This is a genomic window from Microbacterium forte (genome assembly GCF_031885415.1).
Classification (GTDB): Bacteria; Actinomycetota; Actinomycetes; order Actinomycetales; family Microbacteriaceae; genus Microbacterium; species Microbacterium forte.
Map to the genome: position 1 here is coordinate 1,625,725 of NZ_CP116871.1, position 24,304 is coordinate 1,650,028.

At 68.4% G+C, this 24,304-nt stretch carries 23 protein-coding genes; 11 read left to right on the top strand and 12 right to left on the bottom strand.

All coding sequences use genetic code 11. The features are described 5' to 3' along the window. The first annotated feature begins 131 nt into the window (after positions 1-131). A complete protein-coding gene (locus OB895_RS07855; protein ID WP_228385655.1) occupies positions 132-728 on the top strand; it encodes a 2'-5' RNA ligase family protein in 597 nt (198 codons plus the stop codon). A gap of 15 nt (positions 729-743) precedes the next feature. On the opposite strand, the gene ccsB is transcribed toward OB895_RS07855, so the two are convergent. The 5 genes from ccsB to OB895_RS07880 all read right to left on the bottom strand — a co-directional run bounded on the left by ccsB (position 744) and on the right by OB895_RS07880 (position 5,454). Next, the gene (gene ccsB, locus OB895_RS07860; protein ID WP_079112320.1) at positions 744-1,721 is read right to left on the bottom strand and encodes a c-type cytochrome biogenesis protein CcsB; all 978 of its coding nucleotides are present in this window, start codon (positions 1,719-1,721) and stop codon (positions 744-746) included. 4 nt (positions 1,722-1,725) lie between these two features. Beyond that, positions 1,726-3,510, bottom strand: coding sequence for a cytochrome c biogenesis protein ResB (gene resB, locus OB895_RS07865; RefSeq protein ID WP_153302135.1), 1,785 nt, complete (start codon positions 3,508-3,510; stop codon positions 1,726-1,728). A 28-nt stretch (positions 3,511-3,538) separates the two neighbouring features. Continuing rightward, positions 3,539-4,315, bottom strand: coding sequence for a cytochrome c biogenesis CcdA family protein (locus OB895_RS07870; protein WP_079112318.1), 777 nt, complete (start codon positions 4,313-4,315; stop codon positions 3,539-3,541). A 16-nt stretch (positions 4,316-4,331) separates the two neighbouring features. After that, entirely contained in the window at positions 4,332-4,985 is a 654-nt protein-coding gene (locus tag OB895_RS07875; RefSeq protein ID WP_079112317.1) for a TlpA family protein disulfide reductase, read from the bottom strand. A 64-nt stretch (positions 4,986-5,049) separates the two neighbouring features. Then, positions 5,050-5,454: a MerR family transcriptional regulator gene (locus OB895_RS07880; protein WP_079112316.1), complete on the bottom strand. Its 405-nt coding sequence runs from the start codon at positions 5,452-5,454 to the stop codon at positions 5,050-5,052. Positions 5,455-5,514: 60 nt separating this feature from the next. Here OB895_RS07880 and OB895_RS07885 point away from each other — a divergent pair, with 60 nt between their 5' ends. Continuing rightward, positions 5,515-6,414: an NAD(P)/FAD-dependent oxidoreductase gene (locus OB895_RS07885; protein WP_311879746.1), complete on the top strand. Its 900-nt coding sequence runs from the start codon at positions 5,515-5,517 to the stop codon at positions 6,412-6,414. An 88-nt stretch (positions 6,415-6,502) separates the two neighbouring features. Here the strand turns inward: OB895_RS07885 and OB895_RS07890 are convergent, their stop codons facing one another. Beyond that, on the bottom strand, positions 6,503-7,132 hold the full coding sequence (locus tag OB895_RS07890; RefSeq protein ID WP_042539013.1) for a histidine phosphatase family protein: 630 nt from the start codon (positions 7,130-7,132) through the stop codon (positions 6,503-6,505). 1 nt (position 7,133) lies between these two features. After that, the gene (locus tag OB895_RS07895; protein ID WP_042539011.1) at positions 7,134-7,508 is read right to left on the bottom strand and encodes a DUF5684 domain-containing protein; all 375 of its coding nucleotides are present in this window, start codon (positions 7,506-7,508) and stop codon (positions 7,134-7,136) included. A gap of 129 nt (positions 7,509-7,637) precedes the next feature. Between OB895_RS07895 and aspS the strand changes: the two genes are divergently transcribed. Continuing rightward, a complete protein-coding gene (gene aspS, locus OB895_RS07900) occupies positions 7,638-9,419 on the top strand; it encodes an aspartate--tRNA ligase (RefSeq protein WP_079112314.1) in 1,782 nt (593 codons plus the stop codon). 232 nt (positions 9,420-9,651) lie between these two features. On the opposite strand, the gene OB895_RS07905 is transcribed toward aspS, so the two are convergent. After that, positions 9,652-10,482, bottom strand: a complete 831-nt coding sequence (locus tag OB895_RS07905) for a sulfite exporter TauE/SafE family protein (protein WP_042539007.1) — start codon at positions 10,480-10,482, stop codon at positions 9,652-9,654. A gap of 169 nt (positions 10,483-10,651) precedes the next feature. Between OB895_RS07905 and OB895_RS07910 the strand changes: the two genes are divergently transcribed. From OB895_RS07910 to OB895_RS07930, 5 genes are all read left to right on the top strand, one after another. Further along, a complete protein-coding gene (locus OB895_RS07910) occupies positions 10,652-11,791 on the top strand; it encodes an ABC transporter substrate-binding protein (protein ID WP_079112313.1) in 1,140 nt (379 codons plus the stop codon). After that, on the top strand, positions 11,788-12,735 hold the full coding sequence (locus OB895_RS07915; RefSeq protein WP_311879753.1) for an ABC transporter permease: 948 nt from the start codon (positions 11,788-11,790) through the stop codon (positions 12,733-12,735). The genes OB895_RS07910 and OB895_RS07915 overlap by 4 nt, the downstream gene beginning before the upstream one ends. Continuing rightward, positions 12,732-13,526, top strand: coding sequence for an ABC transporter permease (locus tag OB895_RS07920; RefSeq protein WP_042539000.1), 795 nt, complete (start codon positions 12,732-12,734; stop codon positions 13,524-13,526). Before OB895_RS07915 ends, OB895_RS07920 begins: the two co-directional genes overlap by 4 nt. After that, a complete protein-coding gene (locus OB895_RS07925) occupies positions 13,523-14,602 on the top strand; it encodes an ABC transporter ATP-binding protein (RefSeq protein WP_042538998.1) in 1,080 nt (359 codons plus the stop codon). The genes OB895_RS07920 and OB895_RS07925 overlap by 4 nt, the downstream gene beginning before the upstream one ends. 87 nt (positions 14,603-14,689) lie before the next feature. Then, complete coding sequence (locus OB895_RS07930; RefSeq protein ID WP_042538996.1) at positions 14,690-14,869, top strand: YegP family protein; 180 nt, start codon at positions 14,690-14,692, stop codon at positions 14,867-14,869. A gap of 83 nt (positions 14,870-14,952) precedes the next feature. Here the strand turns inward: OB895_RS07930 and OB895_RS07935 are convergent, their stop codons facing one another. Genes OB895_RS07935 through OB895_RS07945 form a run of 3 tightly spaced genes read right to left on the bottom strand, consistent with a single transcriptional unit; the run spans position 14,953 to position 17,352 of the window. After that, positions 14,953-15,708 carry an amino acid ABC transporter ATP-binding protein gene (locus OB895_RS07935; RefSeq protein ID WP_042538994.1) on the bottom strand — a complete coding sequence of 252 codons (756 nt, stop codon included), beginning with the start codon at positions 15,706-15,708 and terminating at the stop codon, positions 14,953-14,955. Beyond that, positions 15,705-16,502, bottom strand: coding sequence for an amino acid ABC transporter permease (locus OB895_RS07940; RefSeq protein ID WP_079112312.1), 798 nt, complete (start codon positions 16,500-16,502; stop codon positions 15,705-15,707). The genes OB895_RS07935 and OB895_RS07940 overlap by 4 nt, the downstream gene beginning before the upstream one ends. Before the next feature lie 34 nt (positions 16,503-16,536). Then, the gene (locus tag OB895_RS07945) at positions 16,537-17,352 is read right to left on the bottom strand and encodes a transporter substrate-binding domain-containing protein (RefSeq protein WP_056375690.1); all 816 of its coding nucleotides are present in this window, start codon (positions 17,350-17,352) and stop codon (positions 16,537-16,539) included. Between the two features lie 236 nt (positions 17,353-17,588). On the opposite strand from OB895_RS07945, the gene OB895_RS07950 reads away from it, so the two are divergent. The 3 genes from OB895_RS07950 to OB895_RS07960 are packed head-to-tail and all read left to right on the top strand — an operon-like array spanning position 17,589 to position 23,612. Further along, positions 17,589-18,389 (top strand): hypothetical protein, encoded by an 801-nt coding sequence (locus OB895_RS07950; RefSeq protein ID WP_079112311.1) that lies wholly within the window; start codon positions 17,589-17,591, stop codon positions 18,387-18,389. Further along, on the top strand, positions 18,379-22,308 hold the full coding sequence (locus tag OB895_RS07955) for a Pls/PosA family non-ribosomal peptide synthetase (RefSeq protein ID WP_079112310.1): 3,930 nt from the start codon (positions 18,379-18,381) through the stop codon (positions 22,306-22,308). Before OB895_RS07950 ends, OB895_RS07955 begins: the two co-directional genes overlap by 11 nt. Next, the gene (locus OB895_RS07960) at positions 22,305-23,612 is read left to right on the top strand and encodes a M1 family metallopeptidase (protein ID WP_079112309.1); all 1,308 of its coding nucleotides are present in this window, start codon (positions 22,305-22,307) and stop codon (positions 23,610-23,612) included. Before OB895_RS07955 ends, OB895_RS07960 begins: the two co-directional genes overlap by 4 nt. Before the next feature lie 44 nt (positions 23,613-23,656). On the opposite strand, the gene OB895_RS07965 is transcribed toward OB895_RS07960, so the two are convergent. After that, positions 23,657-24,280: a 4'-phosphopantetheinyl transferase family protein gene (locus OB895_RS07965; RefSeq protein ID WP_079112308.1), complete on the bottom strand. Its 624-nt coding sequence runs from the start codon at positions 24,278-24,280 to the stop codon at positions 23,657-23,659. Positions 24,281-24,304 lie beyond the last annotated feature (24 nt).

The window sequence follows — 24,304 nt, forward strand, 5'->3', positions numbered from 1 at the left end:
CTTCGGATCACATCCGACGATGCGCCGTGCATGGCACTCGATGCACGGCGCATCGTCATACAGCTCCGAAGCCGCGCTCGCCCGGGCAGAGGCGGTATTCGCATACTCCCCGACGCACGTACGATCAGAAGATGCGTCGCCCGTTCATGACCTCTCCCGCCCAGCTCGAGTCACTCGAGGGGCAGCAGTATCTCGTGCTGCGCCCGACGAGAGCGGTGTCGGACGTCTACCGGGCCGAGCAGAGGTCGGCACTCGGCCGAATGGATGCTCCGCACCCGCACACCGAGCACGTCACGCTTCGCGCATTCCACGAGCCCGAGCGCCGGGAGGAGCTGCTCGCCCTGATCCGCGAATGGGCAGTGGCGCAGCGCCCGATCGAGGTCGTCGCCGAGGCCGTCGACGTGTTCCCGGCTCCGTGGCAGGTCGTCATCCTTCGCCTGAGACGAACCCCCTCGCTCGTGTCGGCCTACGCGAACCTCAGCGAAGCTCTCGAGGGCACCGACTTGCGTCGACTCGACGAGCGCAGCACGGAGGACTGGACGTTCCACCTGTCGGTGATCTACGCGAAGACGCTCGCCCCCGCGGCATGGACGGAGCTGTCGCACAAGTCCCGTCGCTCGCTCAGCTCACGCCCCGCCGAGACCATCAGCGAGGCCGAGCTCGTCTGGTACGAAGACGGCGCCGAACACTCCGAAGTCATCCCGTTCGGACTGCGTTCGTTCAGATGAGAACCGCTCGGGCGCTCAGCTGAGGCCCGAGTAGGCGTGCAGACCCTTGAAGAACACGTTGACGATCGTGAAGTTGAAGAGCACGGCCGAGAAGCCGACGATCGCCAGCCAGGCCGAGGGGTTGCCACGCCAGCCGCGCGTCGCGCGCGCGTGGATGTACCCCGCATAGAGCACCCAGATCACGAAGGTCCACGTCTCCTTGACGTCGAAGCCCCAGAAGCGGCTCCAGGCGTAGTAGGCCCAGATCGAACCGGCGATGAGCGTGAACGTCCAGAGGATGAAGCCGATGATCGTGAAGCGGTAGGCCATGCTCTCGAGGCGCTCCGACCCGGGGAAGGTGCGCAGGAACCCGGGGCCGGTCTTCTCGGCGCCCTCGGAGATGAGACGCTCCCGGCGGGACTGCATCAGCTGGATCACCGACAGAGCGAAGGCCAGGGCGAAGAACGCGGTGCCGAGGGAGGCCACGAAGACGTGGATCACCAGCCACACGCTCTTGAGCGGGTCCATCAGAGGCGAGACATCGACGTAGAAGTTCGTGGCCGAGAGACCCAGCAGCACGACGACGAGACCGGTGATGAACGTGCCGAGGAAGCGCAGATCGATGCGCGTCAGCACCACGAGGAACACCGCGACGATCAGCAGCGTGCCCATCATCGCGAACTCGTAGAGGTTGGCCCACGGCACTCGCCCGGCCGCGAGACCACGCGTCACCGTGGCTCCGAGGTGGAAGATGAACGCGAGCACGGTGAGCGAGGTGCCGATGCGCGCCATCACGAAGCGCTGAGGGGCGGCATCCGAGCCGGATGCCGAAGCACTCTTGGCGCCGCGCGAACCCGCGCCGGCACCGACCAGTTCGAACTCCCGCACGCTCGCCGCATCGGCCGACAGCTGCGACCGGCGGGCGAGGTCGAAGGCGAAGGCCACGAAGGCCGCCGCATAGACCGCGATCGCCGTCCAGAGCAGGATCGGCGAGATCACTTCGAGATCGAACATGGTGTCAGTCTACTTTCGGGGTGTCGGATGCAGGGTGCTCGGGGTCACCGTCGCGGACGGCCTCGGACGCCGTCGCGGCGTTGTCGGACTCGTCGCCGGTCGCGACCGGCGCCTCGACCGCAGTCGTCACTCCCGCGGCGTCCATCAGACGCGCGTGACCGGCCACGAGGTCGTCGACAGCCGTGGCGAGAGTCGGATCCTCGCCGCGCGCGAGACCGGCGTACTCGAGAGAGACGATGCCGTCCTGCCCCGTCGCCTTGACCCACACTCGGCGCCGAGGGATGAACAGGGCGAGCATGAGTCCGCCCAGCGCGAGAAGTGCGAAGCCGAGCACCCACGGACCCGACGCGTCGCGGTGGATCTGCAGCGAGGCGAAGCGCTTGACCGACTGCGAGGCGTCGGTGGCCCCCGCCGGCGATTCGTCCTCGAAGGTCACGGTCCCCATGCCGTTCGGCAGGTCGGCCGTCTGTCCGGGCGTGAGCTCGATCGATTCGAGGTCTGTCGTCCGTCCGGTGACCTTGGTCATGCCGGTGGTGTCGAGCACGTAGACCGAGCGGGGGATGCCCTCGTTGATGCCCAGGTCGCCGGTGTAGACGTCGAGGGTGAGCGTCGGGTTGGTGAGGTCCCCGAAGCCGGAGAAGAACGCGCCCGTGTCGAGCACACCCGTGGTCGGGTAGAAGAAGCCGACGAGGCCGACCTGCTCGCTGAGACCGTCGGGGATCTTGATGACGCCGAGCGACGTCATGTTGTTGTCCTGGGGCAGGAAGGGCGTGCTGTTCGTGAACACGACCTCCCCGTCGGGGTCGCGCACGGTGATCGTCGGCGCGTAGCCGTTGCCGAGCAGGAAGACGTTGTCGTCGGCGACGCCGAGAGGCTCGTTGACCTTGACCGAGCCGGTGCGCTCCTCGCCGTTCTCCTGCACCGTGACGTTGGCCGAGAAGTCGCCGGCCTGACCCGAGCCGGGCTCGCCGAAGGGCTGGTAGGTGACGTCGAAGCTGTCGAGGCGCATCGAGTACGGCGCGAGCGCCCCGTCGCCGACGAAGCGGCCGCGGTTCATCGAGTCGTAGTCGAGCAGCGTGTTCGCGAACGTCTCGCCCTCGACCAGCACGCGCTGGCCGGTGTAGGCGAACCCTCCCCCGACCCCCACGGTGATCAGCACGCCGACGAGGGCGAGGTGGAAGAGCAGGTTGCCCGACTCGCGCCAGTAGCCGCGCTCGGCCGAGACCGACGCGGTGCGGCCCGAGTCGTAGCGCTCGACGCGGTATCCGAGCGCTTTGAGCTGCTTCGTCGCGATGTCGATCGTCGCCGCAGCGTCGGCTGGCGCGTCTGGCGACGTGCGCTCGACGGCACGGAAGTCGGCGAGTCGCTTCAGACGTGCGGGCGTGCGAGGGGGCCGCGCCTGCAGCGCCTTGGCGTGGTGACGGATGCGCGGGATGACGCAGCCGACGAGGGAGGCGAACAGCAGCAGGTAGATGGCCGAGAACCACGGCGACAGGTAGACGTCGAACATCTTCAGCCCGTCGAGCACGGGGAAGAGATCGGGATTGTCGCGCTCCCACTGGGTGACGCCATTGGGGTCGGCCATCCGCTGGGGGAAGATCGAGCCGGGGATCGCCGCGATCGCGAGGACGAGCAGCAGGATCAGCGCGGTGCGCATCGAGGTCAGCTGACGCCAGCCCCAGCGCAGCCAGCCCACGAACCCGAGGCGTGGCTGGGTGATCGACTCCTCGCCGTCGACGTGGTCTGACGGGCGCAGCGGATCGCTGGACCTCTCGGTTGTGCTGCTCACGTCATCCTTCCGATGCGTCGTGTTCTCATCAGAACGGGAGGGGGACACTGCCGATCACCACCGTCAGTCGAGACATGATGTCGGTCCAGAGGCCGGTCAGCATCAGCAGGCCGAGCACGATCAGCAGCACGCCGCCGATGACGTTCACGACGCGGATGTGGCGACGGAGGAACCCGATCGTCTTGGTGGCCCACCCGAACCCGAGAGCGACCAGCAGGAACGGCAGGCCCAGGCCGAGCGAGTACGCCAGGCCGAGCATGCCGGCACGCACCGGGTCGCCCTGGTTGAACGAGAGGGCGAAGATCGCGGCGAGCGTCGGCCCCATGCACGGAGCCCAGCCGATTCCGAGCGCGATTCCCAGCAGCGGTGCGCCGATCAGGCCGGCCTTGGAGTCGACCTGGAAGCGCAGCTCGCGCTGGGCGAAGCCGAAGAGACCGAGGAACACGAGTCCCATCAGGATGATCACGCCGCCGAGGATGCGGGTGATCAGCTCACCCCACTGCAGCAGGAAGACGTTGGCGAGCCCGCCGAGCGCTGTCAGCGAGACGAACACGAGACTGAAGCCCAGGATGAACAGCAGCACACCGAACACGAGTCGTCCGCGAGCGGGAGCTTCGACCGTCGCGACGCCGCTGCCGTTCTCCGACCGCTCTCGTCGAGGGGTGACCGCTCCCCCGAGAAACCCGAGGTAGCCCGGCACCAGCGGAAGCACGCACGGTGAGAGGAAGGAGATGAGCCCAGCGAGCATCGCTACCGGGATCGCGAGCCACAGCGCTCCTGAGTCGATGATCGTCCCGGGGTTCATGCCGCTTCCGCAAGACTCATGAGTCCTCCGCGAGCGCGTCCTTGACGAGCGTCGAGAGGATCGAGGTGCCGTCGATCGGCCCGATGATGCGGGCGGCGACCCGGCCCTGCTTGTCGAGCACCAGAGTGGTCGGCGTCGCCTGGATCGGCACCGACGACGCGAAGGCGAGCTTCGCCTCGGCGGTGTCGACATCGATGAGGCTCGGGTAGGTCACGCCGAACTCCGCCGAGAACGCCTTGGCGGTGTCGGCCTGATCGCGGGTGTTGATGCCCAGGAAGGCCACGTCGTCTCCGCCGTGCTCCTGCCACACGCTCTCGAGGTCTTCTGCCTCGACCCGACACGGTGCGCAGCCCGCGTACCAGAAGTTCACGACCGTCACCTTGCCCGCGAGCTCGGAGCTGCTGAAGTCGTCGCCGTTCTCGGTCACGCCGCCGAATTCGACGACGGGTTCGCCGCGCTCGGCGACCGGGATCTCGACGATCGCCCCGTCGGCCGCGACGTAGCCGGGATTGTCTCCGCTCAGGAACGAGTCGTTCACGGGATCGGGAGCGCAGGCGCTCAGACCGATGGCTAGTACCGCGGCGAGCGCGGCACCGACCGCACGGCGAGAAGGCCGAATGCGGGAGGGGCGGCCGCTGCGGATCGGAAGAACCGTCGAGGCGAGTGGCACGATTCCCAGTTTACGCGGGGGTTCCTATGCATGGGCCGGACGCCCCGGCCGTGGAAGCCCGCTGTCAGAGCCGGGCGAGCACGTCGGCCACACTCGCGCGGAAGCGAGGACACGTGGCGATGTCGTGCGAACGGCATCCCATCGCATGCTCGGTCATCTCGCGTGATCGGCGCATGTCCTCCATCCGCCGATCGAGATCGTCGAGGTGCTGCTGCAGCACCTCGTGCCGACCGGCGCTTCCGTCGTCGAGGAGCACGGCGATCTGGTCGAGGGTCATTCCGGCCGCCTTGCTGCGCTGGATCACCGCTATGCGCACCACGTCGTCCTGCCCGTATCGGCGCCTCCCGGCGGAGTCGCGTGCGGGTCGCAGCAGCCCGACCGTCTCCCAGTGCCTCAGCACGTTCGTGGGCAGCGCGAAACGGGCAGCCACCTCGCCGACGGACCAGGGACTCTCGACACTTGACTTCATGTTGACATGAAGTCACAGACTGAGGACGAAAGCAACCGCCGCCCCTCGGAAGGACACCACATGTACGACGCGATCGTGATCGGAGCAGGCCCCGCCGGCCTGCAGGCGGCACTGACCCTGGGACGGACGCACCGCTCGACGCTGCTGCTGGATTCCGGTGAGTACCGCAACGGCACGGTGCTGCACATGCACAACGTCGTCGCGAACGACGGAACTCCCCCGGCGGAGTTCCGCGCGACCGCGCGCACTCAGCTCGCCGAGTATGCCGACGTCGAGATCCGTGACGTCGGAGCGCAGTCGGTCTCGGGCGCGGAGGGCGCGTTCTCCGTGATGCTCGCGGACGGAGTCTCCGCCGAGGCGAAGAGCGTTATCCTCGCGACCGGCGTCGCCGACGATCTGCCATCCGTGCCCGGCCTGCGGGAGCTGTGGGGAGTGAAGGCCTTCAGCTGCCCGTTCTGCGACGGCCACGAGCATGCGAGGCGCTCCATCGCCATTCTCGGCCCCGCGCCTCGGGCCGAGCACCTGATCGGGCTTCTGGGTCGCATCGCAGGAGACATCACGGTCTTCCCCGTCGATCAGGCGTTCTCCGCAGAAGACGTGCAGACTCTCGAAGGGCTGGGAGCGCGGGTGAGCGTGGACCTCGTGACGGCGGTAGCGCCGGACGGCGACGATGTGCGGGTCACCACCGATTCCGGCGATCGGACTGTGGCCGGCGTCTTCGTGGCATCGGGCTCGCTCCGCCACCGTGCGCCGTTCGCCGACCAGCTCGGGCTGCACATGCTGCCGTCCGGGTCGATCGAGATCGACGACTTCGGTCGCACCTCACTCGCCGGCGTCTTCGCCGCGGGCGACCTCGCACACCGTGCGTCGCTTCCGGGGCCGATGGCCTCGGTGCTGCTGGCCGCCGCGGCCGGTCAGCTCGCGGCGGTCGGGGTCATCCAGTCGCTGATGGCTCCGTGATCGCGAGCATCTTCGCCGCAGCGCAGTGATGGTCGCTTCCCGACTCGGGGAGCGACCATCACTGCGACCAGAGCCGCTAGCTCAGACTTCAGACCGCCCCGACATCGACTGCCCCACCCGTCGCCGCGGGTTCGGCGTACGCGACCTCGCGCCACACATCGCCGACGAGCTCGAAAGACGTGACGCTCGACAGCGCGCAGCGCCGAGTGCGCGGGTCGTGCTGCAGCGGCAGGCCCGCGACGCGGAGGTGGGTGATCCAGATCGGCGCCTGGTGCGAGACCATCACGAGGTCGCCGTCGTCGACGGATCGCCATGCCTCGGCCATCATGCCCAGCATCCTCTCGGCGATCGATGCGTACGGCTCGCCCCAGCTCGGCAGCGACGGCTGACGCAGGTGCCACCACTTGAGCGGGTTCATCAGCGAGCGGCGCATCTGCGTGCCCTCGAACACATTGGTCGGCTCGATCAGGCGGATGTCGATCTCGGGTGTGAGTCCGAAGCGCTCGGAGAACGGCTCCGCCGACTCCTGTGCCCGCTCGAGCGGCGAGGAGTAGAGAGCTGCGACCGGGCGATCGAGACCGGCGATGTGATCGGACGCGGCTCGCGCCATCTCCCTCCCCGCCTTGCTGAGGTGATAGTCGGGCAGCCGCCCGTAGAGCACGCGCTGGGGATTGTGCACCTCGCCGTGACGGACGAGGTGCAGTCGCGACGCCACCACGTCAGACCGCGCGGTAGCGGGACTCGCCGAAGCCGATGATCAGATACCCGATGTAGGGGAAGACGAAGAGCAGGAAGAACGAGAAGAGCCCGCCCTTGCCGAAGCGCTCACCCAGCTTGATCGCGACGATGATCCCGAAGATGAAACCGACGATCGGGATGAGGTAGAGCAGCGCGAGCCAGCCGGACATCCCGGCGATCTTGACGAGGAAGACGACGTTCACGATGGGGATGATCGCGAGGATGCCGGGGTAGCCGGCCTTCGTGAACACCTTCCACAGGCCGATGACGACGAGGACGTAGAAGACGAGGGCGATCAGGCCCGTCGTGCCGGAGAAGATCGATGCGTAGAGATCCGAGATGCCGTTGGAGTCCATGATGACCCTTTCGCTGGTCGAGCGGCTGTCGTGGCGATCCTACTGACCGATATGCCGCGGGCGGGGAGGCAGCACCCGCCCACGTAGAATGGGCGGGTTCATCATCTCCCAGATCAGGAGGAATCCTCCGTGCTTCGCACCCACTCGGCAGGCTCACTGCGAGCCGAGCATATCGGTCAGACCGTCACCCTCTCGGGTTGGGTCGATCGCCGTCGTGATCACGGAGGAGTCGCGTTCATCGATCTTCGGGATGCGTCCGGCATCGCGCAGGTCGTCATCCGCGATGAAGAGGTCGCGCACCCGCTGCGCAACGAGTTCGTCCTCAAGGTCACCGGCGAAGTCTCCCGCCGCCCCGAGGGCAACGCGAACCCGAACCTCCCCACCGGCGAGATCGAGCTCATCGCGACCGACGTCGAGGTGCTCAACGAGTCCGCTCCCCTGCCGTTCCAGGTGTCCACGGCCGTCGCCGACACCGAGACGGTCGGCGAGGAGGCTCGTCTCAAGTACCGCTACCTCGACCTGCGTCGTCCGGCGGCGGCCTCCGCGCTGCGTCTGCGTTCCGACGTCTACAAGGCGGTTCGCGACGTGCTGCACGGCGAGGACTTCACCGAGGTCGAGACCCCGACCCTCACGCGGTCGACCCCCGAGGGCGCCCGTGACTTCGTCGTGCCCGCCCGGCTGCACCCGGGCAGCTGGTACGCCCTGCCGCAGTCGCCGCAGCTCTTCAAGCAGCTGCTCATGGTGGGCGGTGTCGAGAAGTACTACCAGATCGCGCGCTGCTACCGCGACGAGGACTTCCGCGCCGACCGCCAGCCCGAGTTCACGCAGCTCGACATCGAGATGAGCTTCGTCGACCAGGAGGACGTCATCGCCCTGATGGAGTCGCTGGTCGTCGCGATGTGGAAGACCATCGGCGTCGAGGTGCAGACGCCTCTGCCCCGCATCACCTATGCCGAGGCGATGGCGAAGTACGGCTCCGACAAGCCCGACCTGCGTTTCGGGCTCGAGCTCGTCGAGGCGACCGAGTACTTCGCCGAGACGCCGTTCCGCGTCTTCCAGGCGGAGTACGTCGGCGCGGTGCGCATGCCCGGCGGCGCGAGCCAGCCGCGCAAGCAGCTCGACGCCTGGCAGGACTGGGCCAAGCAGCGCGGCGCCCGCGGTCTCGCCTACGTCCTCTTCAACGAGGACGGCTCGCTGGGCGGCCCCGCAGCCAAGAACCTGTCCGAGGCCGAGCAGGCCGGCCTCGCCGAGTTCGTCGGCGCCTCTGCCGGTGACTGCGTGTTCTTCGCCGCCGGATCGACCAAGGAGAGTCGCGCTCTTCTCGGCGCCGCCCGCGTCGAGATCGGCCGCCGCCTCGGCTATCTGAACCCCGACGAGTTCGCGTTCACGTGGGTCGTCGACGCCCCGATGTTCGAGCCGGCCGCGGATGCCGTGGCATCCGGTGACGTCGCCGTCGGCGCCGGAGCGTGGACCGCCGTGCACCACGCGTTCACGGGGCCCAAGCCCGAGTTCCAGGACACGTTCGACACCGACCCCGGTTCGGCTCTCGCCTACGCCTACGACATCGTGTGCAACGGCTCGGAGCTCGGCGGCGGATCGATCCGCATCCACCGCGAAGACGTGCAGAAGCGCGTGTTCGAGGTCATGGGCATCAGCGACGAGGTCGCGCAGGAGCAGTTCGGATTCCTGCTCGACGCGTTCAAGTTCGGCGCACCGCCGCACGGTGGAATCGCGCTCGGCATGGACCGCGTGCTGCAGCACCTGGCGAAGACCGAGTCGATCCGCGACGTCATCGCCTTCCCGAAGTCGGGCAACGGCTTCGACCCGCTGACGGCGGCTCCGGCGCCCATCACGGCCGAGCAGCGCGCCGAGGCCGGCGTCGACTTCGAGCCCGAGGACGACGAGGCCTGACCCTCTCACGCAGAGGCCCTCTCCCGCTCAGGCAGGAGGGGGCCTCTTCGCGTACCCCGGTCGTTCGGCCGGAACGATGCGACGCGACTCGACCTCACCACGTTTCGTCTCGGGCGGCTCCGCCGGCCTCGCTCAACGACCGATCTGCGCGAGCGGCCGCCCCGCTCATCTCCCGTTCGCTGAGCGAAGACGACGAAGTCGACTGAGACGAAGCGTCGCGACCCGGCCTCGCTCAACGACCGATCTGCGCGAGCGCGGGAGCGATGTTCTCGTTCCACACGTCGACGCCGAGCTTGGCGATCAGGGCGACCACCACGACGAGGAACACGACGCGGATGAAGGTCGTGCCGCGTGAGATCGCCATGCGCGAGCCGAGATAACTGCCGGCGACATTCGCCACCGCGAGGATTCCGCCCAGCAGCCACAGCACGGCACCGTGTGGGATGAAGAGCAGCAGCGCGCCGGTGTTCGTGGCGAGGTTCACGATCTTCGCCTTCGCACTCGCCTGCAGGAAGTCATACCCCAGCAGTGCGACGAGCGAGATCACAAGGAACGTCCCGGTGCCCGGCCCGATGAGCCCGTCATAGAACCCGATCACGAGACCGGCGAGCCCCGCCATGATGTGGTGCTTGTGGCCCCTGAAGCGCAGCCGCGTCGCGGCGCCCATCTGCGGGCGGAACGCCGTGAAGAGGGCCACGACGAGCAGTGCGATCACGATGATCGGCTTGAATGCCGCGGCCGGCAGCACCGTGGCGACGGCGGCTCCGCCGAATGAGCCGACGAGCGCGATCACCGCCATCGGCAGCGCCGTGCGGATGTCGGGTTTCGCTCGGCGGTAGTAGGTGACGCTGCTCGTGGCCGTGCCGAAGACCGAGGCGAGCTTGTTGGTGGCGAGTGCCTGGATCGGTGAGATGCCGGGGATCAACAGCAGGGCGGGAAGCTGCAGCAGCCCTCCACCGCCTACGACGGCGTCGATCCAGCCGGCGGCGAAGGCCGCGATGACGATGAGGATCAGCGTGCCCCAGGTGAGCTGCTCGAGCCCGAGCACACTGCCGATGTCCATCCGTCCAGGATGTCAGACGGCGTGACGCCCCGAGCACCATCGCGGCCCGACCCGCCACACTGCGGACACCTCACGTTCACCGGGACCGCGATGATCGGCAACCCTCGGCTCATAGTGTCCTCTCGCAACCCGAATCCGGCTCACAACGCCGGACACCGAGAGGACCCTGATGACCAACTTCCACCGCCGCGCGCGCATCGGCGCCGGCATCGCCCTGTTCACCACCGCCGCGCTCGGCCTGACCGCCTGCGCCACCGGTGCTGAGACCCCCGCTGCCGGCAGCGACGACGTCGACGCCGCAGCCGCGACCTCTGTCGAGGACTTCGGATCGTTCGCGGATCTCGAAGAGGCGGCGAAGGCCGAAGGCCAGCTCAACGTCATCGCCCTTCCGCGCGACTGGGCCAACTACGGCGAGATCCTCGACCTCTTCGCCGAGAAGTACCCCGAGATCACGATCAACGAGGCATCGCCCGACGTGTCGAGCGCCGAAGAGATCCAGGCAGCGAAGACCAACGAGGGGCTCGACACCGCACCCGACGTGTTCGACCTCGGCCTCACGGTCGCGCTGCAGAACACCGACACGTTCGCGCCGTACCAGGTGCAGACGTGGGACGAGATCCCCGACGCGCTCAAGGAGCCGACCGGGCTCTTCGTCGGCGACTACGGCGGATACATGTCGATCGGCTACGACTCGTCGAAGTTCGACGCCCCCGAGTCGCTCGACGACCTGAAGGACGCCGCCTACAAGGGTGCCGTCGCCATCAACGGCGACCCGACGCAGGCCGGTGCGGCGTTCGCCGCTGTGGGCCTCGCCACGGTGCAGTCCGACGGCACGCTCGACGACTTCCAGCCGGGTATCGACTTCTTCTCAGAGCTCCAGAAGGCCGGAAACCTGCTCAAGGTCGACGTCACCACGGCGACCGTCGCGAGCGGCGAGACTCCCGTCGTCTTCGACTGGGACTACCTGAACGCCTCGCACACCGCCGACAACGAGGACTGGAAGGTCGTCGTGCTCGACGGCACCGGTTACGCCGGCTACTACAACCAGGCGATCAACAAGGATGCCCCGAACCCGGCAGCCGCACGCCTCTGGCAGGAGTTCCTCTACAGCGACGAGGTGCAGAACCTGTGGCTCAAGGGCGGTGCACGTCCGGCTCGTATGGAGGCCATGACCGAGGCCGGCACGATCGACGCCGACCTGGCCGCGGCTCTTCCTGAGGTCCCGAGCGAGACGGTCGTCCCGACCGAGGAGCAGTCGACGAACGCCGGCACGCTGCTCGGCGAGAAGTGGGCAGCGGCGGTCCAGTGACCACTGCCACCACGACGGGGGCGGATGCCACGGCATCCGCCCCCGTCCCCCTCGCTCCGGCCGGCGCCGGGCCCGTCGTCTCGGGGGCCCGGCGCTCGGCGCCGTCCGCGGCCTGGCTCGGTCTCGTGCCCTTCACCGCCTATGTGCTGCTCTTCCTCGCCGTTCCGACGATCCTCGCGATCGGCTCGGGCTTCTTCACGGAGGACGGCTCGTTCACCTGGTCGAACGTCTCGGCCCTCGGCGATCCCGTGGTTCTCACGACGTTCGCGAACTCGGGCGGGCTCTCGCTGCTGACAGCCCTGGTCGGCGCGATCCTCGGAGCCCTCGTCTGCTACGCCCTGCTCGGCATGAACCCCGACGGCGCCGTGCGCTCGACCGTGGATGCCGCGGCCGGCGTGCTGGCCCAGTTCGGTGGTGTGATGCTCGCGTTCGCCTTCATCGCGACGATCGGCATCCAGGGCGTCGTCACGCTCTTCCTCAAGGACGACCTCGGCGTCGACATCTTCGCGAACGGCACCTGGCTCTACGAGCTCCCCGGCCTGATCCTGCCGTACATCTACTTCCAGATCCCCCTCATGGTGATCACGTTCATGCCCGCCCTCGCCGCGCTCAAGCCGCAGTGGGCCGAGGCGAACCTCACGCTCGGCGGCACACGCTCGAGCTTCTGGCTGCGCATCGGCATCCCGGTGCTGGCGCCCTCGTTTCTCGCGAGCCTTCTGCTGCTGTTCGCGAACGCCTTCTCTTCCTACGCCACGGCCGCAGCACTCGCCAGCCAGGGCGCGCAGATCGTCCCGCTTCAGATCCGGGCCGCGCTCACCAGCGAGACCGTGCTCGGCCGCGAGAACCTGGCCGGCGCACTCGCGCTCGGCATGATCGTGATCGTCGGAGTCGTCATGGGCCTGTACTCGATCATCCAGCGACGAGCCGCGAGGTGGCAGTCATGAACCGTCTCGGCCCCTCTCTTGCGACCCGCTGGATCATCGGCATCGCCGTCGGCGCCTTCTTCGCCATCCCGCTGATCTCCACGTTCCTCTACACGCTGCGTCAGACCGACGGCACCCTCGGCCTCGAGCGCTGGTTCGCGCTGTTCGACCCTGCGAAGTCTGCGGCCATCAAGCCGATCTGGATGGGGCTCGGCAACTCGCTGATCCTGGCCGTGGTGACGGTCGCGATCGTGCTCCTCCTGCTCGCGCCGACGATGATCCTGGTCAACCTGCGCTTCGCGAAGCTCAAGCCGGTGTTCGAGTTCGCGGTGCTGCTGCCGATCTCGATTCCCGCGATCGTGCTGGTCGTCGGGCTCGCGCCGATCTACCTGCAGATCGGACGCGCTCTCGGCACGGGCACCTGGACGCTGGCCTTCGCCTACGGCATCACCGTGCTGCCGTTCGCGTATCGCTCGATCCAGGCCTCCATCGACGCCGCCGACCTGCGCACCCTCGCCGAGGCCGCCCGATCACTCGGTGCGAGCTGGCCGACCGTCGTTCTCACCGTGCTCGCGCCGAACCTGCGCCAGGGGCTGCTCGCGGCGTCGCTCATCTCGATCGCCGTCGTGCTCGGCGAGTTCACGATCGCGTCGCTCCTCAACCGCCAGGTGTTCCAGACGGCGATGGTCGTCGTCCAGAAGCAGGACCCGTACGCACCGGCCATCTTCACCCTGCTGGCGCTGCTGTTCGTCTTCCTCCTGCTCCTCCTCATCGGCCGCGTCGCGCGCGGCAACGGAAAGGCCCGCTCATGACCCTCCCCCAGACCGCCGACAACATGCTCCTCGCCGAGGCCGGCGAGGGCACGCGTGTGCAGCTGCAGAGCATCGTGAAGAGCTACTCGGGCAACACGGTGCTGCACGGAGTCGACCTCGACATCGCTCCGGGCGAGTTCGTCTCGCTGCTCGGTCCGTCGGGCTGCGGCAAGACCACGCTGCTGCGGGTGCTCGCGGGGCTCGAAGGTCTCGACAGCGGCGCGGTGCTTCTCGGCGGAAGCGATGTGTCCCGCGTCCCGACGAACAAGCGCGACATCGGCATGGTCTTCCAGTCCTATTCGCTGTTCCCGCATCTGCGCGTCGCGGAGAACACGGCGTTCGGATTGCGCCGCCGTGGACTCGGCAAGGCAGAGGCCTCGAAGCGTGCTCTCGACGCCCTGGCCCTGGTGGGGCTCGCCGACTTCGCCGACCGCTTTCCGCATCAGCTCTCCGGTGGCCAGCAGCAGCGCGTGGCGCTGGCCCGTGCACTCGTGACCGAGCCGAAGGTGCTGCTGCTCGACGAGCCGCTGTCGGCCCTCGACGCGAAGGTGCGCGTGCAGCTGCGTGACGAGATCCGCCGCATCCAGCTGCGGCTCGGCATCACCACCGTCTTCGTGACGCACGACCAGGAGGAGGCGCTGGCGGTCTCCGACCGGATCGCCGTGATGAACGCAGGGACCATCGAGCAGATCGGCACCCCCGAGCAGCTGTACACGACGCCGTCGACCGCAGGTGTCGCCGCCTTCGTCGGTCTCTCGAGTGTCGTCTCGGGCGTCGCCGAGGGCGACCACGTCGTGGTGTGGGGACAGAAGCTGCCGCTGCAGGCTCAGGCCGACGGACCGGTCGACGTCTACCTGCGCCCGGAGAACGTGCACTTCGCGTCCGAGGCGGATGCCGCGACCGATGCGCTCGTGCAGGAGAGCACGTTCCTGGGCAGCATGCGCCGCACGCTCGTCCGCACCGAATCGGGCGAGCTGGTGCGTCTGCAGCACGCCCCCGGCATTCATCCGGCGTTCGGAGATCGTGTGCGGATCGCCGTCGCGCCCGAGCCCGTGGCCGTGCATCCGCGCGGCTGAATCGCGCTCTATCCGTGGGCCAGTACTCCGGGATACCGTGATCCCGAGGGGCGCCGCCCCTTCGACACGACAGAGAAAGGACGCCTCATGGCAGGCAAGTTCGAGCTGTACGCCGACCGCTCAGGTGGGTACAGGTTCCGCCTCAAAGCCGGAAACGGTGAAGTCATCGCGACCAGCGAAAGCTACACCACGAAGGCCGCCGCCAAGAACGGGATCGAGTCGGTGAAGACCAACGCCCCGGGCGCAGAAGTCGTCGACGTCGACTGACTTCCGAGTTCACGCGTCACACACAGAGACCCCCTCCTGCTGTTTCCTCAGGAGGGGGTCTCTGTGTGTGAAGCGTCAGACGATCAGAGCACGCGGGCCAGGAAGTCCTGCGTGCGCGGATGCTGCGGGTTGGCGAGCACCTCGCGCGGGTCGCCCTCTTCGACGATGTGTCCGCCGTCCATGAAGATCAGTCGCGACCCGACCTCGCGGGCGAAGCCCATCTCGTGCGTGACGACGAGCATCGTCATTCCCTCATCCGCGAGTGAGCGCATCACCTGCAGCACCTCGCCGACGAGCTCCGGGTCGAGCGCCGACGTCGGCTCGTCGAACAGCATCATGTCGGGGTTCATGCACAGCGCGCGCGCGATGGCGACGCGCTGCTGCTGACCGCCCGAGAGGTGTCCGGGAAAGGCGTCAGCCTTCTCGGAGAGGCCGACGCGTCCGAGCATCTCCTTCGCGACCCGCTCAGCCTCGGCCTTCGACCGCTTCTTCACGCGCTGCTGCGCGATCATGAGGTTGCCCATCACGTCGAGGTGGGGGAAGAGGTTGAAGCTCTGGAACACCATGCCGATGCGCGTGCGCACGCGGTCGATGTCGACGTCGGGGTCGGTGATGTCGATGCCCTCGATGAGCACCTTGCCCCCGGTCGGCTCCTCGAGCAGGTTCACCGAGCGCAGCAGCGTCGACTTTCCGGAACCCGACGGGCCGATGATGCAGACGACCTCGCCAGCGGTGACGGTGAGGTCGATGCCCTTGAGCACCTCGTTGTCGCCGAAGCTCTTCACGAGCCCCTGCAGGTCGATCGCCGGCGCGTGGACGTCAATCAGATCGGTGATCATCGCTGCCTCGACATCCTTCGTTCCAGGTACGCGCTGAAGCGCGTGAGGGGGATCGTCACGATCAGGTAGAGCGCCGCCGCCATGATCAACGGCGTTCCGTTGGCGTTCTGCGTGCTCGCGTCACGCGCGAAGTTCGTGAGTTCCTTCGACCAGATGAAGGAGCCGGCGACGAAGAGCAGCGAGGTGTCCTTCAGCAGCAGCACGAACTCGTTGGTCAGCGGCGGGATGATGATGCGGAACCCCTGTGGCACCACGATCCAGAACGTCGTCTTCATGGGCGACATGCCGAGCGAGCGGGCGGCCTCGGTCTGCCCCTTCGGCACCGCCTGGATACCCGCCCGGATGGTCTCGGCCATGTAGGCGGACGCCACGAGGATCAGACCGATCAACCCGAGCACCACCGGTCCACCCAGCTTCGTTCCCGGCACGCCGAGTCCGATCGGCAGGATGAAGGCGATGGCGAAGATCGTGAGGATCGCGGGAAGCCCGCGGAACAGCTCGATCCACGCCGTCGCGATCCATCGGAAGGGCCCGATGCTCGACAGCTTCAGCAGCGCCAGCACGACGCCGAGCAGCAGGCCACCGGCGAACGCTACGGCCGTGAACCACAGCGTGTTCACGAGCGCCGTCGTGATGATGCCCGGGAGCATCTTCGCCGCGATCTCCGGATTGAAGTAGAGCTGCGCGATCCGCGCCCAGTCGGTGCTGACGATCAGCCAGACGGCGACCGCGATCAGCACCGCATAGACGGTGTACCGGTAGAGCTTGCTCTTCGTGGTGCGCCTCAACGCCATTGTCAAGGTCTCCCTGTCCTACGTCGCTCGCCGATTACTTCGCGGTGAAGTAGGTGTCGTAGATCGTCTGGTAGTCGCCGCTGTCGCGCAGATCCTGCAGCGCACCGTCGATCGCCTCGCGCAGCGCGTCCTTCTCGCCCTTGGCGTATGCGAAGCCGTAGGACTCGCCGGTCTCGTACTCCTCGACGATCTTGTAGGCGCTGTCGGCCTTCTCGTGCTCGAGGTTCACCGGCTGGTCCTGCAGGATCGCGTCGATCTGCCCGGCCTGCATGGCGGGCCACAGCTCGCCGTCGGACGGGTACTGCACGAGCTGCGCGCCCTCGGCGTTCTCGGTCGCGTACGCCTCACCGGTCGTGCCCTGCTGCACACCGACGTTCTTGCCCGAGAGGTCGTCGATCGACTCGATGCCCGAGTCGGTGCGCACCAGCAGCGACTGCAGCGACTCGTAGTACGGCTCGGAGAAGTCGATGTTCGCCTTGCGCTCGTCGGTGATGGTCATCGCCGAGGCGCCGACGTCGCACTGGCCTGCGGCGAGGGTCGTGCCCGACTGCAGAGCGTCGAATCCGACGTCCTGCACCGCGAGCTCGAGGTCGAGCTCCTTGGCGATCGCATCGAGCAGGTCGATGTCGAAGCCGGTGTAGCCGGTGCCGTTGTCGCCGCCCTCGAACTCGAACGGAGCGTAGGGGATGTCGGAGCAGACCGTCAGCGTGCCCGCCTCGATGAGGCCGTACTCGTCGCCGGCCGCCGGCTCTCCCGAGCCTGCATCTCCGCTGCCCGTCGCACAGCCGGCGAGGGCGAGAGTGGCGGTCGCGGCGAGCGCGATCCCGGCGATGATGTTGCGACGGCGCATGTCAGCTCCTGAACGACGAGGGTGTGAGTGCCCACGGACGGGTAGGAGAACATCTAAACATGCACCACCGGGCCCGACCGGTCGCCAGCCGCCTTCCGCGGATCACATTTGTGTTGCAAGTGTGACGGGATATGACATGGCCCGGGACCGGCGCGGCACCGATTGTTCACCTTGCCTGAGTATCCTCTGTGCCAACTCCCGGGCGGACGCGCTCGGGTCGCACAGGAGGATCGACCATGGCCAAGAAGAGCCCAGCCCACCGGAATGCCGAGGCAGCACTCGATGCCGCCAAGGATGCCGCGAAGGATGCGAAGAAGCTGATCAAGACCCTTCCGAAGAAGGCGGCCAAGAAGCTCAAGCCTCTCGTCGAGGACGCGAAGGACGCGGCGAGCGCCTCGAAGAAGAAGATCGCCGACCGGCCCAAGAAGGTCGCGAAGTCGGCCACCGCCGCCACCGAGCGACTTCAGGAGGCCGCCGCGCGCCTCCAGGCGCCGAAGAAGGCCGACACGAAGAAGGGCGACAAGAAGAAGTCCGACAAGAAGGACGAGAAGAAGTCCGAGGCGAAGAAGTTGGTCGCTGAGAAAGCCGAGACGAAGAAGCCCGAGGCGAAGAAGCCCGGCGCGAAGAAGGGCGACGCGAAGAAGTCCGAGACGAAGAACACCTCGCCCTCGAAGAAGGCCGACGCCACGACGTCCGACGCTCTCTCGTCGCCCGCAGTGACGACCACCGAGGCGAAGACAGCCCCGGTCGCACCGAAGGCAGCGAAGCCGGCGACCGCAGTGACGCCGGCGACGACGAAGGTCGCCCCTGCTCCCGCGGTCCCCTCCACGACCACGGCGACGGCTGCCGCTCGTCCGGCGAAGAGGACGGCCACCGCGAGGACCGCGACGCCGAAGTCCGCCGCACCGTCGTCATCCCCGGAGTCCGAGCTGAGCGATCTCACTGTCGTCGAGCTCCGAGCCCGTGCCCGTGCCGAGGGCCGCACCGGATACTCGCGACTGTCGAAGGCCGCGCTGCTCGACCTCCTTGCGAACTGACGTGCAGGAGGCGCTCGACCGCGCTGCCGAGGCGCCACTCCCCCGCACACTGATCGACATCCTCCGCGACACCACCGAGCAGTATCCCGACGCGTCAGCGGTCGAGGACGCCGACGGCGCGGTGAGCTACGCGGAACTGCTGGCGCAGGTGTGGCGCACGGCTGCCGTGCTGCGAGAGCAGGGCGTGAGTCAGGGCGATCGCGTCGGCATCAGGATGACGTCGGGTCGCCGTGACCTCTACATCGCGATCCTCGGCGCGATGGCTGCCGGCGCGGCATACGTCCCGGTCGACGCGGACGACCCCCAGGAGCGGGCCGATCTCGTCTTCCGTGAGGCGCGCATCGTCGGCATGATCACCGATGCGGGATACCTCCCCGCGGACACCTCTGATGCGAGGCAGCTGTTCTCCAGCGCGGCACCCCACCCGAGCACGTCGGCGGTGCCCGTCGTCACCCCGCCCACCGTCGACGACGATGCCTGGATCATCTTCACCTCCGGCTCGACGGGGGTTCCCAAGGGCGTCGCCGTCTCACACCGTTCCGCAGCGGCCTTCGTCGACGCCGAGGCACGCCTGTTCCTGCAGGATGCCCCACTGGGCCCCGGCGACCGCGTGCTCGCGGGCCTCTCGGTCGCGTTCGACGCATCCTGCGAAGAGATGTGGCTCGCCTGGGGCCACGGCGCATGCCTCGTTCCGGCGCCGAGGGCGCTGGTCAGGTCGGGCGAGGATCTGGGCCCCTGGCTGCTCGGGCACGGGATCACCGTCGTCTCGACGGTTCCCACGCTCGCAGCCCTGTGGCCCCAGGATGCGATCGAGAACGTGCGCCTGCTGATCTTCGGAGGCGAGGCCTGCCCACCAGAACTGGTCGCCCGACTGGCATCCGATGGACGCGAGATCTGGAACACGTACGGCCCGACCGAGGCCACCGTCGTCGCCTGCGCTTCTCTCATGGACGGCACCGGCCCCGTGCGCATCGGCCTGCCTCTGGACGGCTGGTCGCTGGCCGTGGTCGACGCAGAAGGTCAGCGCGTCGCCGACGGCGAAGCGGGCGAGCTGATCATCGGCGGCGTCGGCCTCGCCCGCTACCTCGACCCGGTCAAGGACGCCGAGAAGTACGCCCCGATGCCGACGCTCGGCTGGGACCGCGCCTATCGCTCCGGCGACGTCGTGCGCGTCGAGCCCGAGGGCCTGATCTTCCAGGGCCGTGCCGACGACCAGGTCAAGATCGGCGGTCGCCGCATCGAGCTCGGCGAGGTCGAGGCGGCGCTGCAGGGGCTGAGCTCGGTCTCGGCGGCGACCGTGGTCGTGCAGAAGAGCGATGCCGGCATGCCGATCCTCGTCGGCTATGTGGTTCCCGACGACGGATTCGACCGGCAGGTGGCGCGCGGCGAGCTCGCCGAGATGCTGCCGGCTCCCCTGATCCCGCTGCTCGCGATCGTCGATGATCTGCCCGTACGCACGTCGGGCAAGGTCGACAAGGCGGCTCTTCCGTGGCCCCTCGATTCCGGCGACGCGGGCGAATCCTCGCTCTCCGGAACCGCCGCGTGGCTCGCCGAGCAGTGGTTCGCCGTGCTCGGCATCCGCCCGAGCGATGAGGACGCCGACTTCTTCCAGCTGGGCGGAGGCTCGCTCGCCGCCGCCCAGCTGGTCTCGCGCCTGCGCACCCGCGCACCCGAGTTCACGATGACCGACGTCTACGACCTGCCGAGACTGCGTCAGATGGCCGATGCCGTCGACGAAGAGGCCGACGATGAGGACACCGCGGAACGGGTCTTCAGCCAGCAGACACCCACACCGCGGCGGATGCAGTGGGTGCAGACCATCGCCGGGTTGCCGCTGTTCGTGTTCACCGGCATCCGCTGGCTGCTCTTCCTGCTCACCGCGAGCTGGATCCTGCGCCTGTCACCCGGATTCGAGTTCCTTCCCGCCGTCCCGGTGTGGACGATCATCGTCGGCCTGGTGGTCTTCGTGACCCCGCTGGGCAAGATGACGATCGCCGCGGTCGCCGCCCGCCTGCTGCTCGCGGGACTCCGGCCCGGCGACTACCCGCGGGGCGGCGGCGTGCACCTGCGCCTGTGGCTCGCCGAGCAGATCGCGCAGCAGGTCGACCCGGTGGGACTCGCAGGCGCGCCCTGGGTCGTGTACTACGCCAGGGCGCTCGGCGCGCGCATCCACAAGGACGTCGATCTGCACACGGTGCCCCCGATCACGGGCATGCTCGACATCGGGTCCGGCGCCTCGATCGAGCCCGAGGTCGACCTCACCGGGTACTGGATCGACGGCGACACCGTGCGCATCGGCGGCATCCGCATCGGCGCCGACTCGACGATCGGCGCACGAAGCACCCTCGCCCCCGGCACGAAGATCGGCCGCGGCGCCGAGATCGCACCCGGTTCAGCCGTGTTCGGCCGCGTGCGGTCGGGGCAGCGCTGGGCCGGATCCCCGGCGGCCCGCGTCGGCGGCGTCTCGAAGCCGTTCGCAGCCGGTCGCCCGCCGAGCCGCACCCGTTGGCTGTGGGCCTACGCCGCGTCCTCGGCGTTCCTCGGCATCCTGCCGGTCATCTCTCTGGCGACCGGGGCGTGGGTGGTGGCGCTCGGCATCCGAGGAGCAGACTCCCTCACTGCCACCGTTCCCGGCATCCTGGCGCTGCTCGTTCCTGCTGTGCTTCTCTCGGGCGTGGTCTTCGCCGCCCTCGTGCTGGTTCTCGTGCGCGTGCTCGGGGTGGGTCTCGGCGAAGGCGTGTACCCGGTGCGCTCTCGCGTCGCGTGGCAGGCGTGGACGACCGAACGCCTTCTCGATTCTGCTCGCACCTTCCTCTTCCCGCTGTACTCCAGCAGCTTCACCCCGTTCTGGCTGCGTGCCCTCGGCGCCGACGTCGGTCGCGATGTCGAGGCGTCGACCGTGCTGCTCATCCCGAAGCTCACGACGATCGCCGACGGCGCGTTCCTCGCCGACGACACCATGGTCGCGACCTACGAGCTGCAGGGCGGGTGGATGCGCCTGGGCACGGCGCGGATCGGCAAGCGCGCCTTCCTCGGCAACTCCGGCATGGCGGCCGGTGGGCACAATGTGCCCCGAGACGGCCTGGTGGCCGTGCTGTCCGTCGCGCCGCCCAAGGCGAAGGCCGGATCGTCGTGGTTGGGCTCGCCCGCCGCTCGACTGCGTCGTGTCGTCAACGACTCCGACCTCGAGCGCACCTACCGCCCCCGCACCGGTCTGCGGGTGGGGCGAGCGCTCTGGGAGCTGGGCCGCATCATCCCGGTGTTGGTGACGTGCACGATCGGACTGGCCGTGATGCTCACGCTCGCCGCCGTGGTCGAGGCGTGGGGGCTCGGATGGGCAGTCGTGCTCTCGAGCGCCGTCATGCTCGCCGCCGGCGCGATCGCCGCCCTCGTCACGACAGCGGCGAAATGGATCATTGTCGGGCCGATTCGCGCGGGAGAGCATCCGCTCTGGTCGAGCTTCGTCTGGCGCACCGAGGTGTCTGACACCTTCACCGAGATGGTCGCCGCCCCCTGGTTCGCGAACGCGGCATCCGGCACCCCCGCCCTCGCCATCTGGCTGCGCACGCTCGGAGCCAAGATCGGTCGAGGGGTGTGGACCGACAGCTACTGGCTGCCCGAACCGGATCTCGTGACGCTCGGCGACGGCGCCACGGTGAACCGCGGATGTGTGGTTCAGACGCATCTGTTCCATGATCGAGTGATGAGCATCGACGCAGTGACCCTGGAGAACGGTGCGACCCTCGGGCCGCACAGCGTGATCCTCCCCGCGGCGACGATCGGGGCGGATGCGACGGTCGGCCCTGCGTCGCTCGTGATGCGCGGGGAGTTCGTGCCCGTGGGCAGCCGATGGAGCGGAAATCCCATCGGCCCCTGGCGCGCGGTCAAGGTGCGCTCCTACCAGGCGTCGGACGCATGAACGTCGACCCCTACACCCCGCACAGCGGCGATCGACGCTACGGGGTGCTGCACTACGACCTCGCCATCGACTATCGGGTGACCACGAATCGGCTCGCGGGCATCGCCACGATCCGGCTGCGGATGCAGGAGACGGCCAAGCACGTGTCCTTCGATCTCGTCGGGCTCAAGGCCACGAAGGTGCGGGTGAGCGGCGACCGAGCCGCCTCGTTCCGTCAGGACGACCGGCGACTCAAGGTGGCCTTCGGCGGCGAGCGCGAAAGCGGGCAGGAACTCACCGTCACGATCGAGTACTCGGGGGCCCCCTCGCCCCGACGCACCCGGTGGGGACTCCTCGGCTGGGAAGAGCTGGAAGACGGCGTGCTGGTCGCGTCGCAGCCCACGGGCGCCCCGACCTGGTTCCCCTGCAACGACATCCCGTCGGACAAGGCGACCTATCGTCTGGAGTTCACGGCCGACCCCGAGTACACCGTCGTGAGCGGCGGCGCAGCCACCCGGTCGACGCAGCGGGGTCGCACGCGCTGGACCTTCGACCAGCCGGTGCCGACGGCGACGTATCTGATGACCGTGCAGCTCGGTCAGTACGACGACGACAGGGTCGAGCTCGGCGCGACGCCGGGGCGCCTGTTCCACCCCCGGGCGCTCGCGCCCCGGGTGCGCTCCGACTTCGCCGCGCTGCCGCAGATGATGGAGACGTTCGTCGAGGCCTTCGGCCCGTACCCCTACGAGTCCTACAAGATCGTCGTCACCCCGGACGTCCTCGAGATCCCGCTCGAGGCGCAGGGCATGGCGATCTTCGGCGCGAACCACGTCGACGGGTCGGGTGGCAGCGAGCGGCTGATCGCGCACGAGCTCGCACACCAGTGGTTCGGCAACAGCGTCGGCGTCGCCCGCTGGCAGGACATCTGGCTGAATGAGGGATACGCGTGCTACTCGGAGTGGCTGTGGTCGGAGGCCGCGGGAGGCCCCACCGCCCATGCGAAGGCCCGGTCGCATCACGCCAGCCTCCGCATCCTCCCCCAGGATCTCGTGCTCTCGGATCCCGGCCCCACCGACATGTTCGACGACCGCGTGTACAAGCGCGGCGCACTCACCCTGCATGCTCTGCGTCTGACGATCGGCGATGAGCGGTTCTTCACTCTGACGCGGGAGTGGACGTCGCGCTTCGCCGGGCTCGCGGTGACGAGTGACGACTTCCTCGGGCTGGTCGACGAGATCGCCGACGGCCAGGCGCGCGCGCTTGTGCGGACCTGGATCGACGAGCTCCCGCTGCCCGCCCTTCCTGCTGCGCGGCCCCGGCGCTGACGCTGACGCCGCGCTGACGGTGACGCCGAGCTGACGGTGGAGGATCAGCCGACGGCGACGCTCAGCACGAATCCGGGGGGCCCGACGAGCGTCGCGATCTCCAAAGGACTCGCACGCCCGGGAAGCACTGCTGACCACGCGCACGGGTCCGCGTCATCGGCGCTCGGATGCAGGAGCACCTCCGACGGGTCGATCTCAAAGCCTCGACCATCCGCCTTCACGGCTGCTTCGATGCGCGTCCACGCCGCGAGATCGGCGGCGGCGCCGTCGGGGAACATCGACCCCATTCCGTGGAGGCGTCCGGCCGCCGCCTCATCCTCGACATCCACGCCCAGCAGGATGGACCCCGCTGTCGCCGCGACCACGACAAGATCCTCCGCGTGGCTCACGCTGAGCGACACGCCGGCCGAGCGCGGTCGGCCGTGGTCGGCTCCGCATCTGTCGCAGCGACTGGAGAGCAGGACCTCGTCGGAGCCTCGGATCCTGCGCACGAGCGCGCGGATCAGCGCCCTCCCCGCCAGGAAGCCCTGAGCGCGGCTGCCACTCAGCTGGCGGAGGCGGTCGACCTGCCCCTGCCCCATCGCGGCGGCATCGATCTCGGTGAACCCCCGCAGGTCCGAGGGCCGCGCCCACACGACGATCACGTCGTGCCAGATGATCTCGCCCATGACTCCGCCTGCTCCCGTCGGATC

Excerpts from the sequence above, each read along its gene's own strand:
- OB895_RS07855 (WP_228385655.1), top strand. The coding sequence starts at position 132 with ATGCGTCGCCCGTTCATGACCTCTCCCGCCCAGCTCGAGTCACTCGAG.
- ccsB (WP_079112320.1), bottom strand. The coding sequence starts at position 1,721 with ATGTTCGATCTCGAAGTGATCTCGCCGATCCTGCTCTGGACGGCGATC.
- OB895_RS07870 (WP_079112318.1), bottom strand. The coding sequence starts at position 4,315 with ATGAACCCCGGGACGATCATCGACTCAGGAGCGCTGTGGCTCGCGATC.
- OB895_RS07880 (WP_079112316.1), bottom strand. The coding sequence starts at position 5,454 with ATGAAGTCAAGTGTCGAGAGTCCCTGGTCCGTCGGCGAGGTGGCTGCC.
- OB895_RS07885 (WP_311879746.1), top strand. The coding sequence starts at position 5,515 with ATGTACGACGCGATCGTGATCGGAGCAGGCCCCGCCGGCCTGCAGGCG.
- OB895_RS07895 (WP_042539011.1), bottom strand. The coding sequence starts at position 7,508 with ATGGACTCCAACGGCATCTCGGATCTCTACGCATCGATCTTCTCCGGC.
- OB895_RS07905 (WP_042539007.1), bottom strand. The coding sequence starts at position 10,482 with ATGGACATCGGCAGTGTGCTCGGGCTCGAGCAGCTCACCTGGGGCACG.
- OB895_RS07910 (WP_079112313.1), top strand. The coding sequence starts at position 10,652 with ATGACCAACTTCCACCGCCGCGCGCGCATCGGCGCCGGCATCGCCCTG.
- OB895_RS07920 (WP_042539000.1), top strand. The coding sequence starts at position 12,732 with ATGAACCGTCTCGGCCCCTCTCTTGCGACCCGCTGGATCATCGGCATC.
- OB895_RS07925 (WP_042538998.1), top strand. The coding sequence starts at position 13,523 with ATGACCCTCCCCCAGACCGCCGACAACATGCTCCTCGCCGAGGCCGGC.
- OB895_RS07930 (WP_042538996.1), top strand. The coding sequence starts at position 14,690 with ATGGCAGGCAAGTTCGAGCTGTACGCCGACCGCTCAGGTGGGTACAGG.
- OB895_RS07935 (WP_042538994.1), bottom strand. The coding sequence starts at position 15,708 with ATGATCACCGATCTGATTGACGTCCACGCGCCGGCGATCGACCTGCAG.
- OB895_RS07940 (WP_079112312.1), bottom strand. The coding sequence starts at position 16,502 with ATGGCGTTGAGGCGCACCACGAAGAGCAAGCTCTACCGGTACACCGTC.
- OB895_RS07945 (WP_056375690.1), bottom strand. The coding sequence starts at position 17,352 with ATGCGCCGTCGCAACATCATCGCCGGGATCGCGCTCGCCGCGACCGCC.
- OB895_RS07950 (WP_079112311.1), top strand. The coding sequence starts at position 17,589 with ATGGCCAAGAAGAGCCCAGCCCACCGGAATGCCGAGGCAGCACTCGAT.
- OB895_RS07960 (WP_079112309.1), top strand. The coding sequence starts at position 22,305 with ATGAACGTCGACCCCTACACCCCGCACAGCGGCGATCGACGCTACGGG.
- OB895_RS07965 (WP_079112308.1), bottom strand. The coding sequence starts at position 24,280 with ATGGGCGAGATCATCTGGCACGACGTGATCGTCGTGTGGGCGCGGCCC.